Origin of the sequence: Micromonospora chersina (assembly GCF_900091475.1) — a bacterium.
GTDB lineage: Bacteria > Actinomycetota > Actinomycetes > Mycobacteriales > Micromonosporaceae > Micromonospora > Micromonospora chersina.
This window is the reverse complement of the sequence record NZ_FMIB01000002.1, coordinates 1,352,693-1,367,463: the sequence shown is the minus strand read 5'-3', so window position 1 is coordinate 1,367,463 and position 14,771 is coordinate 1,352,693. Positions and strand designations below refer to the sequence as shown.

The following is a 14,771-nucleotide window of genomic DNA, read 5'->3' as shown; positions in this document are numbered from 1 at the left end:
TCAGTCGGCGATGCCGGCGAACGCCACCACGTGCTCGGCGCGCAGGCGCACCAGCAGCTCGCCGGGCACGGCGTTGCGCCGGCCGTACTCCTCGGCCCGCTCGGCGCCCATGTAGCGGGCGGCGATCTGGGTGGACCAGGGCAGGGACTCGGCCGGGTCCTCGCTGATCGTCACCGTGCCCCGCACGGTGACGAACGCGTACGGCGGGTGCTCCTCGTCGACGCTCAGCGCGGCCCGGGGGTCGCGGACCAGGTTGCGCCCCTTCACGCTGCTCCCGCCGGTGTTGAAGATCAGCTCGTCGCCGTCGAGCACGAACCAGATCGGCGCCACGTGCGGGGAGCCGTCGGCCCGCACGGTCGCCAGTTTCCCCGTGCGGGTGCCGGCGGACACGAAGGCCCGCCACTGCTCGTCGGTCATCCGCTGCGCCATGGCGGCCATTCTGGCGCACCACCCCGACACTCCGGCCCGCTCCCAGCCAGCTCACAGCCGCGCGACCTGTCCGGCCGGCCGGGCCCGACGTAGCCTGGACCGGCCCGCCACCCCCTCTGACCTGGGAGATCACACGGTGTCTCACCCCATCACCGCCGGACCGTCCGGTCCGGTCCCGCCGCGCCGGTCCGCGCGGCGGCCCTGGCCGCGCTGGGCGCGGTGGTGCGTGGCGGTCGGCACCACGCTGATGACGCTGAGCGGGGTGGCGCTGGGCGGCAGCGCCTGGCTGCTGCACGCGGCCACCGGCGAGGTCACCCGGCAGAACCTGCTCGGCGCCGCCGCGGCGCCCGCCGAGCAGCACCGGACGATCACCGGGGCGAAGAACATCCTGCTCGTCGGGGTCGACACCCGCCCGAACCAGGACCCGAGCCAGCTCACCCGCGCCGACTCGATCATCCTGCTGCACGTCCCGGCCGACCACAGCCGGGCGTACCTGGTCTCGCTGCCCCGGGACTCGCTGGTCACCATCCCGGCGTACGACAACGGGGCGACGCCCTTCCGCGGCGGGCAGAACAAGATCAACTCGGCCTTCGCCTTCGGCAGCCGTGGACTGACCGGCTCCGCGGCGCTCTCGCACGGCTTCGAACTGCTGGCGCTGACCGTCCGCGACCTGACCGGCATCACCCCCGACGCCGGCGCGATCATCGACTTCCAGGGCTTCAAGCAGATCGTCCAGGTGCTCGGCGGCGTCTGCATGTACGTGGACGAGACCACCACCTCGATCCACGTCGGGCACGACACCGCCGGCAAGCCCGCCGCGCCGTACGCCATCAACCCCGACGGCACGGTGAACCACCGCATCACCGGCGTCACCCCGAACGTCTACACCAAGGGCCAGCACTGCCTCGACCCGGCGCAGGCGCTGGACTTCGTCCGGCAGCGGGACCTGCTGGCCAACCACGACTTCGACTACGGCCGGCAGCGCCACCAGCAGCAGTTCGTCAAGGCCGTGCTCGCCCAGGTGGTCAGCCAGGGGCTGGACTCACCGACGAAGCTGCCCGGCCTGCTGTCGGCCGTCGGCCGCACGATGACCGTGGACGACGGCGGCATCCCCCTCGCCGACTGGGCCTTCGCCATGCACGGCGTGAAGCCCGACGCGATCACCACGATCAAGACCAACGGCGGCACCTTCAACAGCCGTACCGTCCCGGGCGTCGGCAGCGCCGAGATCCTCAGCCCCACCAGCCTGCAACTGCTGCGCGCGGTACGCGACGACACGGTCGCGGCGTTCGTGGCGGCCCACCCGACCTGGGTGGCCGACTCCGGACCGACCAGCGCCGACCACTGAGGCCCGCTGTCAGGGCTGGAAGTAGTCCGGACCCCAGCAGGTGGCGTCCGCCGGCAACTCCCACCAGTGCGGCATCACCGTCGGCCGCCATGCCGGATCCGGCTGGAAGTCCATCCACCGGCCGTCGAAGGGTGCGGCCCCCGCACGGGCCAGGGCAAGCAGTCGTTCGCCCTCGGCCCGGACTCCGGCGGCCTCGGCCTCATCCCAGAACGCCGGGTGGCCGGTGTACTCGGCGAACGCGTCCTCGTCCTTCCACGACCACCTGCCGTCCGGGTAGACGAGCAGGTCGAGCTCCTGGTCGTAGACGTCGACCCCGCCGGCCCACCGGGTGATCGGGCGCTCCAGGTTGACATACCAGCCGTCGAAGTCGCCGTCGGTCCGCCAGCTCCACCAGATCGAATGGGCCGCACCGGGCGGCATCAGCATCAACGTCCGGAAGGGCTGCCACGTGCTCAGGCTGTGCATCGTGGTCATCCGCAGCTCGGTGAGCAGTGACAGTTGCCGGGTCGGCCGGCCGGCGGCGTCGACCCGGCGCATGGCCTGTGAGCCCACGTCGACCCACAGCGCCAGCCCGCGCTCGTCATCGCTGACCACCCGCCCGCACAGCACCGAGCCGACCCGGCCGTCCGGGTACAGGTGCCGGCGGACGATCGTCTGCCCCCGCTCGAAGATCATTCGAGCACGATACCCACGAGGTCCGGTGAGGACTGCCCTCCGACAGCCGTCAGCCCAACTGCTCGGCCAGGGCGACGATGATGCCCTCGGGGCCGCGGACGTAACAGAGGCGGTAGATGTCCTCGTACCGCTCCACCTCGCCGACGAGTTCGGCGCCGTGGGCGCGCAGGCGGGCGATGACGTCGTCGATGTCGTCGACGGCGAACATGACGTTGCGGATGCCCAGCGTGTTCGGCGGTGCCACGGCCGGCTCGGCGCTGACCGCCGCCGGCGAGCGGAACCTCGTCAGCTCCACCTTGTTGTGGCCGTCCGGGGTCCGCAACATGGCCATGTCGACCCGGACGTCGTCGAGCCCGTTGACCCGGTCCACCCACCGTCCCTCGACCGCCGCCTCGCCCTCCAGCTCCATGCCGAGCTCGACGAAGAACGCCACCGCGGCCTCGAGGTCGCCGACGACGATGCCGACGTGGTCCATCCGCTGGAGCGCCATGTCCCCGAGCATATGGGCAGGATGCTTGGCTGTGTGGGACTCCTCAGGCCGGGGGCGCCGGCCGCCTCAGGTGCGTGGCGCGGCCACGGCGGCCTGGGCGTCGACGATGCCCCAGCCGTAGAGCGGCGTGTAGACGCCACGCAGACCCGCGACCGGGGTCCGGGCGGTCGACATCAGCACCGCGTACATGTTGGCCACGCTGCGCCCCTGGGCGGCGAGCAGCGCCGCCACCCCGGACACGTACGGCGTGGCCATCGACGTGCCGGCGTAGGCGTCGTAGTCGCCCTGGCCGCAGGTGGCCGCGCCGGCGCCCACCGGGACGCTGGACCAGATGTCGTCGTCGCAGTTGACGAGGCCGGCACCGCCGGGCGCGGCGACGGCCTTCAGGTCGGCCTTGACACCCAGGTTCGAGTACCACGCCTTGACCTCGTTGCGGTCGGTGGCGGTGACGCAGAGCGCCCCGGCCTCCCAGGCCGGGGTGTCGCACAGCGGGGCGGTCTCGTTGCCGGCGGCCGCGATGACGGCAACGCCCTTCGCCTGCGCGTACGCGATCGCCTCGGTCGCCGCGGACTCCAGGCCGGTGAGGGTGAGGGCCTGGCTGCCGGGCAGTGCGCCGAGGCTGAGGTTGACCACCTTGGCGCCGTGGTCGGCCGCGTAACGGATGCCGGCGGCGATGTCGGCGAAGCTGCCGCTTCCCGCCTCCAGCACCTTGATCGGCATGATCTTCGCGTCGCGGGCGACGCCGGCGACACCGACACCGTTGCCCGTCGCCGCGGCGGCGATACCGGCCACGTGGGTGCCGTGCTCGTCACCGGTGTCGGGCACGCCGTTGGGGCCGCGCCAGTCGCCGTTGCCGCACGAGGCCGGGCCGCAGTCGACGAAGGTCGCGCCGGGGACGAGCTTGGCGGCCAGATCCGGGTGGCCGAGGTCGACGCCGGTGTCCACCACCGCGATGACCACGCCCGCTCCCGTGCTGGTCGCCCAGGCCTGCTCGGCGTGGATCTGCCGCAGGCCCCACTGCTTGTCGTACAACGCATCGTTGACGGCCGCCTGGGCGGGCGTTGCCGCGGCCGCCACCAGTGCGGTGACCACCGCGGTGCCGGCGAGTAACCGGGTGAACGACATCTGATCTCTCCTCCCACGGGCAGCACTGTCATCTATGGATCGGAGATCGGGCGCGAAACGCAACAGCGGTGGGATCGCGCCCGACCGTGTCCGGCGTGACGCGGGCGTGACGGCGGGGCGACGGCTCCGCGGGACCCTCGGCGGCGTGAGCAGCTTCCCGGGCAGTCCGCGCACCCTGCGCGGCGCCATCATCGCGGTGGACCCGTTGGGGCCGCTGTCCCGGGTGGTGGTGTTCCAGTACAACCCGGACCAGGTGCAGCGCACGATCGCGCCCCGCTCGGGCGGGGAGTCCGGGCAGCGCGCCGCCGACGCGCACCGCGCCTGGGGCGCGCCCACCGAGACGATCACCATGACGGTCGATGTCGACGCGGCCGACCAGTTGGAGACCGGCGATCCGGTGGCCGCCACCGTCGGCGTCCTGCCCCAGTTGTCCGTGCTGGAGATGCTGCTGCACCCGGGCAGCGTGCGGGTGATCGCCAACTCGGTGCTGCTGGCCGCCGGGACCATCGAGATCCTCCCGGTGGAGCTGCCCATGGCGGTGCTGGTCTGGGGGCCGGCGCGGGTGGTGCCGGTGCGGATCACCCAGCTCGGCGTCACCGAGCAGGCGTTCAACCCGGCGCTCAGCCCGATCCGGGCGACCGTGGACGTCTCCGCCCAGGTGCTCACCTACGACGACCTGTCGCTGACCGACGTCGGCTACGGGCTCTACCTCGCGCACCTGGTCGCCAAGGAGGTCCTCGCCATGGTGGGCGCGGTCAGCGGCGCCGTCGACGCCGTCACCGACCTGGCCGGAGCGTGACATGACCGGGCGCTACGACTCCGTACCCGTGGCCGGAACGACCGTGCCCGACGGCGCCGGCGGCCTGCGGGAGGTGCGCTACCTGCGCCGGCGTCCCCTGCCGGACCTGCGCGACGTGCGGGCCGCCGCCACCCACCGGGTGAGCGCCGGGGACCGGATCGACCTGGTCAGCCACCGGTACCTGGGCGACGCCACCGCGTGGTGGCGGATCGCCGACGCCAACGGGGCGCTCGACCCGGAGGCGCTGACCGGCCCGGACGCCGAGGGCGAGCTGATCGTCATCCCACTGCCGGGGGTGTGACGTGCTGCTCGGGTCCGGGCTGCGGCTCACTGTCCTGGCGGGACGGACCGTGCCGCTGCCGCTGTCGGTCGACCTGGCCCAGCGCTGGCGGTCCACCCGGGTCACCGAGAGCGACGCCGAGCGCAGCGTCTTCTCCCTGGTCTTCGACGCCGGCCGGGCCGGCCCGCTGGCCGCCGTGGACAGCCCGTTCGGGCCGACCGGCCCACTGGTGCCGTTCGCCCGGGTCGTGCTGGTGCTCACCTTCGGCGTGGTGCCGAAGGTGCTCTTCGACGGCATCGTCACCGAGACCCGGCTCGACCCGGGCACCGGCGCCGGGCGGGCCACCTTCACGGTCACCGGCGAGGACGTGGGCAACCTGCTCGACCGCGAGGACCGCGACGTCGAGCACCCCGCCCTCGACGACTACCTGACCGTGCTGAAGATCCTCGCCCCGTACGCGGCGCGCGGCATCCTGCCCAAGGCGCTGCCCGCGCCGGTCACCGACCCGCCGCTGCCGATCGACCGGATCCCCACCCAGCACGGCACCGACCTGGAACACCTGGCCGAACTGGCCGAGCGGCACGGCTACGTCACCTACGTCGACCCCGGCCCGGTGCCCGGGATCAGCTCGTTCTACTGGGGACCGCCGGTGCGCCTCGGCCTGCCGCAGCCCGCGCTGGCCGTCGACCTGGGCTCGGACAGCAACGTGCGGGAGGTGTCCTTCCGCACCGAGGCGACCCGGCCGGCCACCGTCACCGGGGCGGTGCACGACCGGCGTACCGGAGTCACGCTGCCGGTCGCCGCGGTGGTGAGCACCCGGCCGCCGCTGGCCGCCGTGCCGTTCGCCCTGGCCAACGCCGGGGACGTGCGGCGGCGCCGGCTGCGCGAGGGCAGCAGCGACGCGGTCTCCGCCTTCGCCCGCGCGCAGGGCGAGGTGGACCGCAGCGCCGACGCGCTGGTCGCCGAGGGCAGCGCCGACGGCGCCCGGTACGGGGCGGTGCTGCGCCCGCGCGGCCTGGTCGGCATGCGCGGCGCTGGCTGGAGCCACGACGGGCTCTGGTACGTCCGCCAGGTCGAGCACGACCTCGCCTACGGCGGCTACCGGTTCGGCTTCACCCTGTCCCGGGACGGCCACGGCTCGGTCACCCCCGCGCTGCCCCGGAGCCCACTGTGACCACCCGGGAGGAGCGGCGATGACCCGGCAGTTCTTCGGCGTCTACCGGGGAAAGGTGGAGCAGAACCTGGACCCGATGCTGCGCGGGCGGGTGCAGGTCTCCGTCCCGAAGGTGCTCGGCGACGGCCGGCTGGCCTGGGCCGAGCCGTGCGTGCCCTACGCCGGCAACGGCGTCGGCGGGTTCAACCTGCCGCCGGTGGGCGCCGCCGCCTGGGTGGCGTTCGAGGGCGGCAACCCCGACTACCCCGTCCTACTGGGCTGCTACTGGCAGATCGGCGAGTCGCCCGCGCCCGGGCTGCCGCAGCAGCGGGTGTTCCAGTCCGACTCGGTGAGCGTCACGGTCAGCGACCTGCCCATGATGGGCGGCCTGACCATCGAGGTGGGGCCGCCGGCCGTGCTGATCCCGCTCAAGGTGGTGCTGGGCCCGGGCGGGATCGAGCTGTCCACGGGCGCCACCAAGGTGGTCCTCGACGGCGTGCGGGTCTCGGTCAACGACGGCGCGCTGGAGGTGATGTGATGCCCGGGCCCCTCGTGCACCAGGGCGCCGTGGTGATCTGCGCGCACGGCGGCCAGGCGATGCCCACCGTGCCCAACCCCCGGGTACGCGTCGGCGGGCAGTCCACCGTGCTGCTCGCCGCGCCGTGGACGGTGGCGGCGTGCCCGTTCCCGCCGGTCTCCGGCGGTCCGTGCGTGACCAGCGTGTGGAGCGTCGGCAGCGTCCGGGTGCGCTCGATGGGGCAGCCCCTCGTGCTGGCCTCCGGCCTGGCCACCTGCGCGCCGACCGGGGTGCCGCTCGCCGTCACCGCCAGCCAGTTCCGGGCGGTGGCGACGTGAGCGCCGGCCGGCACGTCGGCTTCCCGCTGCGCGTCGGCGGCCGCGGCCGCACCGCCCTGGTCGGCGACGAGGAGTACCTGCGCGGCCTGGTCGAGGCGGTGCTGTTCACCCGGCCCGGGGAACGGGTCAACCGGCCCGACTTCGGCAGCGGCGTCGACCGGCTGGTCTTCGCCCCGGCCGGCGACGAGATGGCGCACGCCACCCGGGCGCTGGTGCACGGCGCCCTGCAACGCTGGCTCGGCGACCTCGTGCAGATCGACGACGTGCGGGTCGAGGCGGTCGACGCCCAACTGCGGGTCACCGTCAGCTACGTGCCGCTGGTCGCCGGGGCCACCGTCGGCGAGCGCCGCAGCCTCACCGTCGTGGGCGGCACCCCGTGACCGGGGCGCTGCTCGACCGGGAGGCCCGCCGGGCGCTCGTCGAGGGGGAGAGCGCCCTCGACGGCATCGACCACGTCGAGGTGCTGTCGAACCGGCCCGGCACCCCCGGCCACGTGCCCGGCGCGCCCCGCCAGCGCACCCTCCTCGTGCACCTGCTGCGCGGCCCGGTCCCCGCCGACCTCGACGCCGGCCGGGTCCGCGTCCTCGGCGGGGTGCGCGTCGACCCGCGGGTCAACCCGGTGCGGGTGCTCTGGGCGTACCCGGCGAACGTGGTGGCGGCCGGGCCGCCGCCGGGGGTGACCGCGGCCGACCGGACGCTGGTGACCGGTGCGGTGCCGGCGCCCGCGCGAGCCCGGGTGCTCGTGGTGCGCACCTCCTCCAGCGGGGACTGGTCCAGTTACCTGCTCACCCTCACCGGCGCGGGCGGCGACGGCTTCCCGGCCGGCTTCGACGAGCCGCTGTCCACCTGCCCGTTCGCCTTCGCCGTCGACTGCCCCGACGAACTGGACTGCCGGCCCGACGACGGGTGCCCTCCGGTGCCCGCCACCACGCCCGCCCTGGACTACCTGGCCCGCGACTACGCCGGACTGCGCACCCGGCTGCTCGACCGGCTCGCCGTGCTGCTGCCCGGCTGGACCGACAGCAACCCGGCCGACCCGCTGGTCACCCTCGCCGAGCTGTTCGCGTACGTGGGGGACCGGCTCACCTACCGGCAGGACGCGATCGCCGCCGAGGCGCACCTGGCCACCGCCCGGCTGCGCTCCTCGGTACGCCGGCACGCCCGGCTGCTGGACTACCGGATGCACGACGGCTGCGCGGCCCGGACCTGGCTGGCGTGGCACACCGCCGCGCCGCTGACCCTGCCGGCGCGTACCCCGGTCGCCGGGGTCGAGGACCCGCTGCCGCCCGACGCCGGGGTCGAGGTCGCGGTGGACGCCGGCGCCACCGTCTTCGAGACCCTCGCCCCGCTGGCGCTGCGCCCGGCTCGCAACCAGCTCGACCTGCACGCCTGGGGCGACCCGGACGCCTGCCTGCCGGCCGGCGCCACCAGCGGCTGGCTGCGCCACCCGGCCGCCGCCGACCCGCAGCTGCGCGCCGGCGACGTGCTCGTCCTGGCGCCGGTCGACGAGACCGGGACCGTGGTGGGCGACGAGGCCCGCCGGCACGCCGTCCGGCTCGACCGCGACCCGGTCACCCGGGCCGACCCGCTCGCCCCCGCCGGCACGGTTGTCCGCGAGCTGCACTGGGCGGCCGAGGACGCCCTGGCCGTGCCGCTGCCGGTGGCCCGCCGTGCCGCCGACGGCACCGCCGCCCCGGCCGCCGTGGCCCTCGCGAACGTCGCGCTCGCCGAGCACGCCGGGGGGCTGCCCCCGCGCGGGCTGCTACCGCCGCAGGCCCCCGACGACGGCGCGTACCGGCCGCGGCTGCCCACCGGGCGGCACCCGGTCGCCTGGACCGACGCGGCGGTGGACGCGCGCAGCGCCGCCGCCGCGCTGCGTCCCGACCCGCGCCGCGCGCTGCCCGCCGTGCTGCTCGACGACGGCAGCCGCACCTGGACGCCCGTGCCGGACCTGCTGGCCAGCGGCCGGCTGGACCCGCACGTGGTGGCCGAACCGGAGACCACAGGCGTGCTGCGGCTGCGCCCCGGCGACGGGATCAACGGTCGGCGCCCCGCGCCCGGCGTCACCCTCACGGCGTGGCCCCGGGTGGGCGGCGGCACCGCCGGCAACGTCGGCGCGGACGTGCTCACCCTGCCGCTGCCCACCGCGGCGTGGGCGGTGCCGGCCGGGGTGAGCGTCAGCAACCCGCTCCCGGCCACCGGCGGCGTCGACGCCGAGTCGGTCGACGAGGTGAAGGAGCTGGCCCCGTACGCGTTCCGGACCCAGCTGCGCGCGGTCACCAGCGCCGACCACGCCGCCGCCGCCGAGGAGAACCCGGGCGTGCAGCGCGCCGTGGCCCGGCGCCGCTGGACCGGCTCCTGGTACGCCCAGGAGGTCACCCTCGACCCGGTGGCCCGCCGGGCCGGCGACCCCGGGCTCGCCGACGAGGTGGCCGCCCTGCTCGACGTACGCCGGCTGGCCGGCACCGACGTGGAGCTGGCCCCGCCCGCGCACGTGCCGCTGGAGATCGTCCTCGGGATCTGCGTGGCCGACGGCCACCTCGCCGCCGACGTGGAACGCCGCCTGCGCGCCGAACTGTCCACCCGGGTGCTGCCCGACGGCCGGCTCGGCTTCTTCCACCCCGACCGGCTCACCTTCGGCCAGTCCCTGTACGTCTCCGACCTGGTCGCCGCCGTCATGGCGGTGCCCGGCGTCGGCTACGTCGAGGTGGCCGACGACGACGCCACCGGCCTGCGGTTCCGCCGGCTCGGCCGGCCGCCCGCCGGGGAGGTGGCCCGCGGCCGGATCGACGCCGCCGCCCGCGAGGTGCTGCGCGCCGACAGCGACCCGAGCAACCCTGAGTACGGCCGGGTCGCCTTCCACCTGCGCGGTGGCGCGTGAGCTGCGGCTGCGGCTGCGGCGGCGGATGCGGGTGCGACCCGCTGCGCCCGCCCGCGCCCGACGTGACCAACCCGCCCGGCCAGCCGGCCCTGGCGTGGCGGGTCGCCCCGCACAGCCACGCCCTGGCCCGGATGCGGGCCGCGCTCGCCGACCCGGGCCTGCCGGCCGGCGTGCGGGCCGTGGCCGGGCAGGACGCCGACGATCCGATGCTGGCGCTGCTCGACGCCGCCGCCGTGATGACCGACGTGGTCTCCTTCTACACCGAGCGGATCGCGCAGGAGGCGTACCTGCGCACCGCCACCGAGCTGACCTCGGTGCGGCACCTCGCCGGCATGATCGGTTACCAGCCCCGCCCCGGCGTCGCCGCCGCCGTGGACATCGCCTTCGACGTCGAGGACGCTCCCGGCGCACCGCCGGAGGTGGACGTGCCCGCCGGTACCCCGGTGCAGTCGGTGCCCGGGCAGGGCGAGCTGCCGCAGACCTTCGAGACCGGCGCCGACCTGCGCGCGTACGCGGTGTGGAACGCGATCCCCGGCGCCACCGCCGGGCCGCAGGAGATCGACTTCGCCACCGACGCGATCTGGCTGCGCGGCACCGCCCTCGGCGTGCGGGCCGGCGACGGCGTGCTGGTGGTGGGGGCCGAACGTCGCCGCTACGGGCGTACCCCCGTCCACAGCCGGGCCGCCGCCGACCGGCGGCGCGACGACGAGCGGTGGGACTTCCGCATCGTCACGGCCGTCGAGGAGGGCCCGCCCGGCCTGGCCGGCTGGACCCGGTTGGCACTGGCCGAGCGGATCGGCTGGCGGCGCTCGACGCCGCTGACCGCCGAGGAGGGCGTGCAGGTGCACGCCTTCGCCACCCGCACCAACCTGTTCGGCTGGAACGCGCCGATGGCTGGCCTGCTCGCCGGCAACGACCCGCCGCCGCCCGGCATCACCAACGGCGAGTGGGACGACATCGGCAACCCGTTCCCGCCCGGGAACCCGCACCCCGCCGACGTGGTCGAGGTCGACGGCGACCACCCCCGGATGGTGCCCGGCTCCTGGCTGCTGCTGGAACGCCCCGACTACCGCGAGCTGTACGCCGTCGAGGCGGCCGACCCGGCCGGCGGCTCCCGGTTCGGGGTCAGCGGCCGGACCACCCGGCTGCGCGTCGACATCACCGAGAACCTGGACACCTTCGGCCGGCGGGACACCCTCGTACGCGGCGAGTCCCGGCCCCTGCCGGCGGCGGAGCGGCCCCTCGTGGAGCCGGTCGGCGGCCGGCGGCTCACCCTGGCCGCCACCGACCCGCCACTGCCCACCGGCCGGCGGGTCGTGGTGACCGGGTTCCCGCCCGGCGGGCCGCCCGCCGACCCGCTCGTCGCGGCGGCCACCGCGCCCCCGCTGGCCGAGACCGCGGTGGTGCTGGCCTGCACGGTCGCCGCCGACGGCCGGACCATGACCGTCGACCTGGACCGCGACCTCATCCTGAGCTACGACCCGCGCGGCCTGCGGGTACGCGGCAACGTCGCGCCGGCCAGCCACGGCGAGACCGTCGTCCAGCCGCTCGGCAGCGGCGACCCCACCCTCGCCTTCCAGCGGATGCGCACCCGGCGCGGCCCGCTCACCCACGTCCGCGACGACAGCCCCGCCGGCGCCCGCAGCACCCTGGAGGTCCGGGTCGACGGGGTGCGCTGGGATCCGGTGCCCGCGCTGGACACCGCCGGCCCGCACGACCGGGTGCACACCGAACGGCTCGACGACGAGGGCCTGGCCACCGTCACCACCGGCGACGGCCGGCACGGCGCCCGGCTGCCCGGCGGCGTCGAGAACGTCGTGGCCACCTACCGGGTCGGTGTCGGCGCCGCCGGCGCGGTCCGGGCCGGCCAGCTCAGCATCCTGCCCCGCCGCCCCTACGGGGTGCGGGCCGCCGCCAACCCGGGCCCCGCCCGCGACTGGGCCGACCCGGAACAGCTCGACGCGGCCCGGTCGCACGCCCCGCTACGGATCCGCACCCTGGACCGGGCGGTCTCGGTGGCCGACCACGAGGACTTCGCGGCCGGATTCGCCGGGGTCACCCTGGCCCGCGCCGACGACGTGTGGGACGGCCGGGAGCAGGTGGTCGTCGTCTCCGCGCTCGGCGCGGCGGCCGGTGGCGGGGCCGCCCCGGCCGGGCCGGAGCTGGTCGCCGCGCTGCGCGCCGCCCTGGTGGCCGCCCGGGACCCGGGCACCCGGCTCGCCGTGCTCGCGGGGGAGACCGTCCCGTTCGGACTGCACGTCGACCTCGCGCACGACCCGGCGTACCCGCGCGCCGACGTGGAGTCCGCCGTCCGGGCCGCGCTCGCGGCCGCGTACACGCCGCCGGCGCTGGGCTTCGCCACCGGCGTGGTGGCCTCCCGGGCCCTCGTCACCGTCCGCGCGGTGCCCGGGGTGCGCGCCTGCACCCTGCCCCGGCTCGCCGCGCCGCCCGGCGCCGCCGCCGTCGACCTCCTGGCCGCGCTGCCCGGCCGGTTCGCCGGGACGCTGCGCCCCGCCCAGGTGCTCACCCTCACCGACCTGACGATCGGGGTGATGTCGTGACCGAACCCGCCCTGAGCCGCCTGCTCGACCTCGTCCCCGTGCACCTGCTCGCCCGCGACGCGCAGGCCGACGGCGGCACCGGCCCGCTCACCGCGCTGCTCGCCGCCGTGGCCGGTGAACTGGAGCTGCTGGAGGCCGACCTCGACCGGCTGCACGACGGGTTCTTCGTCGAAACCTGCGCCGAGTGGCTGGTGCCGTACCTCGCCGACCTGGTCGGCCTCGCCGAGCTGCCCCCCGACCTCGGGGTCACGGTGAGCCGGCGCGCCCTGGTCGCCAACACCGTCGCCTACCGCCGCCGCAAGGGCACCGTGGCCGTGCTGGAACAGGTCGCCCGGGACGTCACCGGCTGGCCGGCCCGCGCCGTCGAGCACCACCCGCTGCTGGTCGGCGCCACCCACGTCAACCACGTCCGCCCCGACCGGCCGGCCACCGTCTCGCTGCGCGGCGCGGCCCGTATCGAGGCCGCCGCCGTGGTCAGCCCGCCCGGGCCGCGCGGCGCCCTCGACCCGCTCACCCACACCGCCGAGGTACGCCGCATCCCCACCCGCCGGGGCCGCTACGGCATCGACCACGTGGCCGTGCACCTGTTCGCCACCCAGGCGTACGAGGTGGGCGCCCCCGAGGCCGATCCGCCGGCCGGCCCGAACGGCGGCTGGTCCGCCGCCCGCGCCGCCGCCGACCACTGGACCTTCGACCCGCTCGGCCGGGCCGTGCCCCTGTACGCCCCGCCCCGCCGGGAGGAGTCCGTCGAGCGGCTGGCCACCGAGGCGGACCTGCCCGTGCCGCTGCGCCCGCGCCGGCTGCTCGACCTGCTCGGGCAGGCCCGGGCCGGCGCCCTGGCGGCCACCGCGCTGCCGCTCGGCGTACGGCTGCGGGTCGGCGGTGTCGACCAGCCCGACCTGACCCCCGACCGGATCCGGGTCTGCCACCTGGAGGACCTGGCCCCCGGCCCGGCGCCGCAGGTGATGGTCGACCCGGTGGCCGGCCGGCTGAAGGTCTATGCGCCGGCCGCCCCCGACGCGGTCTTCGTCCGCTACACCCACGGCGGCCTCGCCGACGTCGGCGCCGGCACCTACGACCGCACCGCCGCCCACGAGGCGCTGCTCGCCACCGACCCCGGCGCCCCGGTCACCGCCGACGCTCCGGACGCCCCGCCCGCCGCCGGCCAGACCCAGGTCTGCTCAGGTACGCCCGCCCCGGTCGGCAGCGTGCCTACGCTCGCCGCCGGCCTGGCCGCGGCCGAGGCGTCCTGGGCGGCCCCCGGCAGCACCACCCGGGGCGGCACCTACGTCGTCTCGGTCGCCGACAGCGCCAGCTACCCGGGGGACGTCGCGGTCACCGTGCCCGCCGGCACCCGGCTGGTGCTGGTGGCCGCCGCCTGGCCGACCCGCCGCCGCCCCGACGGCGAGGTGCTGGCCCCGGTCCCCGGCCGGTACGCCCCCGACGGGCTGCGCCCGCACCTGCGCGGCAGCCTGCGGCTCACCGGCGAGCCCGGCAGCAGCGTGGTCGTCGACGGGCTGCTCGTGGAGGGCGACGTGGTCGTCGCGCCCGGCCAGCTCGGCCACCTCACGATCGCGCACGCCACCGTCACCGGCGCGGTACGCGTCGAGTCCGCCGCCGGCCGGCCCAACAGCCGCCTCCAACTGCGGCTCAGCCGGGTGGTGGCCGGCGCGGTCACCCTCGCCGCCACCGTGCCGGTGGTCACCGTGGACACCAGCGTCCTCGACGCCACCACCGGCGGCGGGACCGCCCTCACGGGCGAGGGCGTGCATGCCTGCCTGGAGGGCAGCACCGTCCGGGGCGCGGTCCGGGTCCGCAGCCTCGACGCCAGCAGCTGCGTGCTGGACGGGCCCGTGGAGGTGGCCCACCGCCAGGTCGGATGCCTGCGGTTCAGCTACGTCGCCCCCGGCTCGCGCACCCCGCGCCGCTACCGCTGCGTGCCTGCCGACGACGAACCCGGCCCCCTCCCGGTGTACGCGGCCACCGACCCGGCCTCGCCCGCGTACCCGGCCCTCGCGGGGTCCTGCCCGCTGCCCATCCGCGAGGGCGGCGAGGACCGGGCCGAGCCGGGCGTGCACCACCACCTCAGGCGACCGTTGCGGCTCCGGGCGGCGCAGCGGCAGCTCGACCCGTACCGGCCGGTCGGCATCGAGCTCGGGATCTTCGGGAGTTGAC

Annotated in this window: 14 protein-coding genes; 10 read left to right on the top strand and 4 right to left on the bottom strand. The window is 76.2% G+C overall.

Annotation, left to right across the window (positions count from 1 at the left end):
- Window positions 1-429 carry a PPOX class F420-dependent oxidoreductase gene (locus tag GA0070603_RS06290; protein WP_091321622.1) on the bottom strand — a complete coding sequence of 143 codons (429 nt, stop codon included), beginning with the start codon at window positions 427-429 and terminating at the stop codon, window positions 1-3.
- 226 nt (window positions 430-655) lie between these two features.
- Between GA0070603_RS06290 and GA0070603_RS06285 the strand changes: the two genes are divergently transcribed.
- Window positions 656-1,777, top strand: coding sequence for an LCP family protein (locus GA0070603_RS06285; RefSeq protein ID WP_244282430.1), 1,122 nt, complete (start codon window positions 656-658; stop codon window positions 1,775-1,777).
- Window positions 1,778-1,786: 9 nt separating this feature from the next.
- Here the strand turns inward: GA0070603_RS06285 and GA0070603_RS06280 are convergent, their stop codons facing one another.
- From GA0070603_RS06280 to GA0070603_RS06270, 3 genes are all read right to left on the bottom strand, one after another.
- Entirely contained in the window at window positions 1,787-2,452 is a 666-nt protein-coding gene (locus GA0070603_RS06280) for a ribonuclease FAU-1 family protein (protein ID WP_091308509.1), read from the bottom strand.
- Window positions 2,453-2,501: 49 nt separating this feature from the next.
- Window positions 2,502-2,942, bottom strand: a complete 441-nt coding sequence (locus GA0070603_RS06275) for a VOC family protein (RefSeq protein WP_208862825.1) — start codon at window positions 2,940-2,942, stop codon at window positions 2,502-2,504.
- A gap of 66 nt (window positions 2,943-3,008) precedes the next feature.
- Complete coding sequence (locus tag GA0070603_RS06270) at window positions 3,009-4,067, bottom strand: S8 family serine peptidase (RefSeq protein ID WP_091308506.1); 1,059 nt, start codon at window positions 4,065-4,067, stop codon at window positions 3,009-3,011.
- A gap of 145 nt (window positions 4,068-4,212) precedes the next feature.
- On the opposite strand from GA0070603_RS06270, the gene GA0070603_RS06265 reads away from it, so the two are divergent.
- From GA0070603_RS06265 to GA0070603_RS31425, 9 genes are read left to right on the top strand one after another with little or no spacing between them, the layout of a single operon-like run.
- On the top strand, window positions 4,213-4,866 hold the full coding sequence (locus GA0070603_RS06265) for a hypothetical protein (protein ID WP_091308503.1): 654 nt from the start codon (window positions 4,213-4,215) through the stop codon (window positions 4,864-4,866).
- Between the two features lies 1 nt (window position 4,867).
- On the top strand, window positions 4,868-5,167 hold the full coding sequence (locus GA0070603_RS06260) for a LysM peptidoglycan-binding domain-containing protein (RefSeq protein ID WP_091308501.1): 300 nt from the start codon (window positions 4,868-4,870) through the stop codon (window positions 5,165-5,167).
- Window position 5,168: 1 nt separating this feature from the next.
- Complete coding sequence (locus GA0070603_RS06255) at window positions 5,169-6,320, top strand: hypothetical protein (protein WP_091308498.1); 1,152 nt, start codon at window positions 5,169-5,171, stop codon at window positions 6,318-6,320.
- Between the two features lie 19 nt (window positions 6,321-6,339).
- Window positions 6,340-6,837, top strand: coding sequence for a phage baseplate assembly protein V (locus GA0070603_RS06250; RefSeq protein ID WP_091308497.1), 498 nt, complete (start codon window positions 6,340-6,342; stop codon window positions 6,835-6,837).
- The gene (locus GA0070603_RS06245; RefSeq protein WP_091308495.1) at window positions 6,837-7,154 is read left to right on the top strand and encodes a hypothetical protein; all 318 of its coding nucleotides are present in this window, start codon (window positions 6,837-6,839) and stop codon (window positions 7,152-7,154) included. The genes GA0070603_RS06250 and GA0070603_RS06245 overlap by 1 nt, the downstream gene beginning before the upstream one ends.
- Window positions 7,151-7,534, top strand: coding sequence for a GPW/gp25 family protein (locus GA0070603_RS06240; RefSeq protein WP_091308493.1), 384 nt, complete (start codon window positions 7,151-7,153; stop codon window positions 7,532-7,534). The genes GA0070603_RS06245 and GA0070603_RS06240 overlap by 4 nt, the downstream gene beginning before the upstream one ends.
- Window positions 7,531-10,035 (top strand): putative baseplate assembly protein, encoded by a 2,505-nt coding sequence (locus GA0070603_RS06235; RefSeq protein ID WP_091308491.1) that lies wholly within the window; start codon window positions 7,531-7,533, stop codon window positions 10,033-10,035. The genes GA0070603_RS06240 and GA0070603_RS06235 overlap by 4 nt, the downstream gene beginning before the upstream one ends.
- Window positions 10,032-12,596 carry a baseplate J/gp47 family protein gene (locus tag GA0070603_RS06230; RefSeq protein WP_091308490.1) on the top strand — a complete coding sequence of 855 codons (2,565 nt, stop codon included), beginning with the start codon at window positions 10,032-10,034 and terminating at the stop codon, window positions 12,594-12,596. The genes GA0070603_RS06235 and GA0070603_RS06230 overlap by 4 nt, the downstream gene beginning before the upstream one ends.
- On the top strand, window positions 12,593-14,770 hold the full coding sequence (locus tag GA0070603_RS31425) for a phage tail protein (protein WP_091308488.1): 2,178 nt from the start codon (window positions 12,593-12,595) through the stop codon (window positions 14,768-14,770). The genes GA0070603_RS06230 and GA0070603_RS31425 overlap by 4 nt, the downstream gene beginning before the upstream one ends.
- The last annotated feature ends 1 nt before the right edge of the window (window position 14,771 follow it).

Excerpts from the sequence above, each read along its gene's own strand:
- GA0070603_RS06290 (WP_091321622.1), bottom strand. The coding sequence starts at position 429 with ATGGCGCAGCGGATGACCGACGAGCAGTGGCGGGCCTTCGTGTCCGCC.
- GA0070603_RS06280 (WP_091308509.1), bottom strand. The coding sequence starts at position 2,452 with ATGATCTTCGAGCGGGGGCAGACGATCGTCCGCCGGCACCTGTACCCG.
- GA0070603_RS06275 (WP_208862825.1), bottom strand. The coding sequence starts at position 2,942 with ATGGCGCTCCAGCGGATGGACCACGTCGGCATCGTCGTCGGCGACCTC.
- GA0070603_RS06270 (WP_091308506.1), bottom strand. The coding sequence starts at position 4,067 with ATGTCGTTCACCCGGTTACTCGCCGGCACCGCGGTGGTCACCGCACTG.
- GA0070603_RS06260 (WP_091308501.1), top strand. The coding sequence starts at position 4,868 with ATGACCGGGCGCTACGACTCCGTACCCGTGGCCGGAACGACCGTGCCC.
- GA0070603_RS06250 (WP_091308497.1), top strand. The coding sequence starts at position 6,340 with ATGACCCGGCAGTTCTTCGGCGTCTACCGGGGAAAGGTGGAGCAGAAC.
- GA0070603_RS06245 (WP_091308495.1), top strand. The coding sequence starts at position 6,837 with ATGCCCGGGCCCCTCGTGCACCAGGGCGCCGTGGTGATCTGCGCGCAC.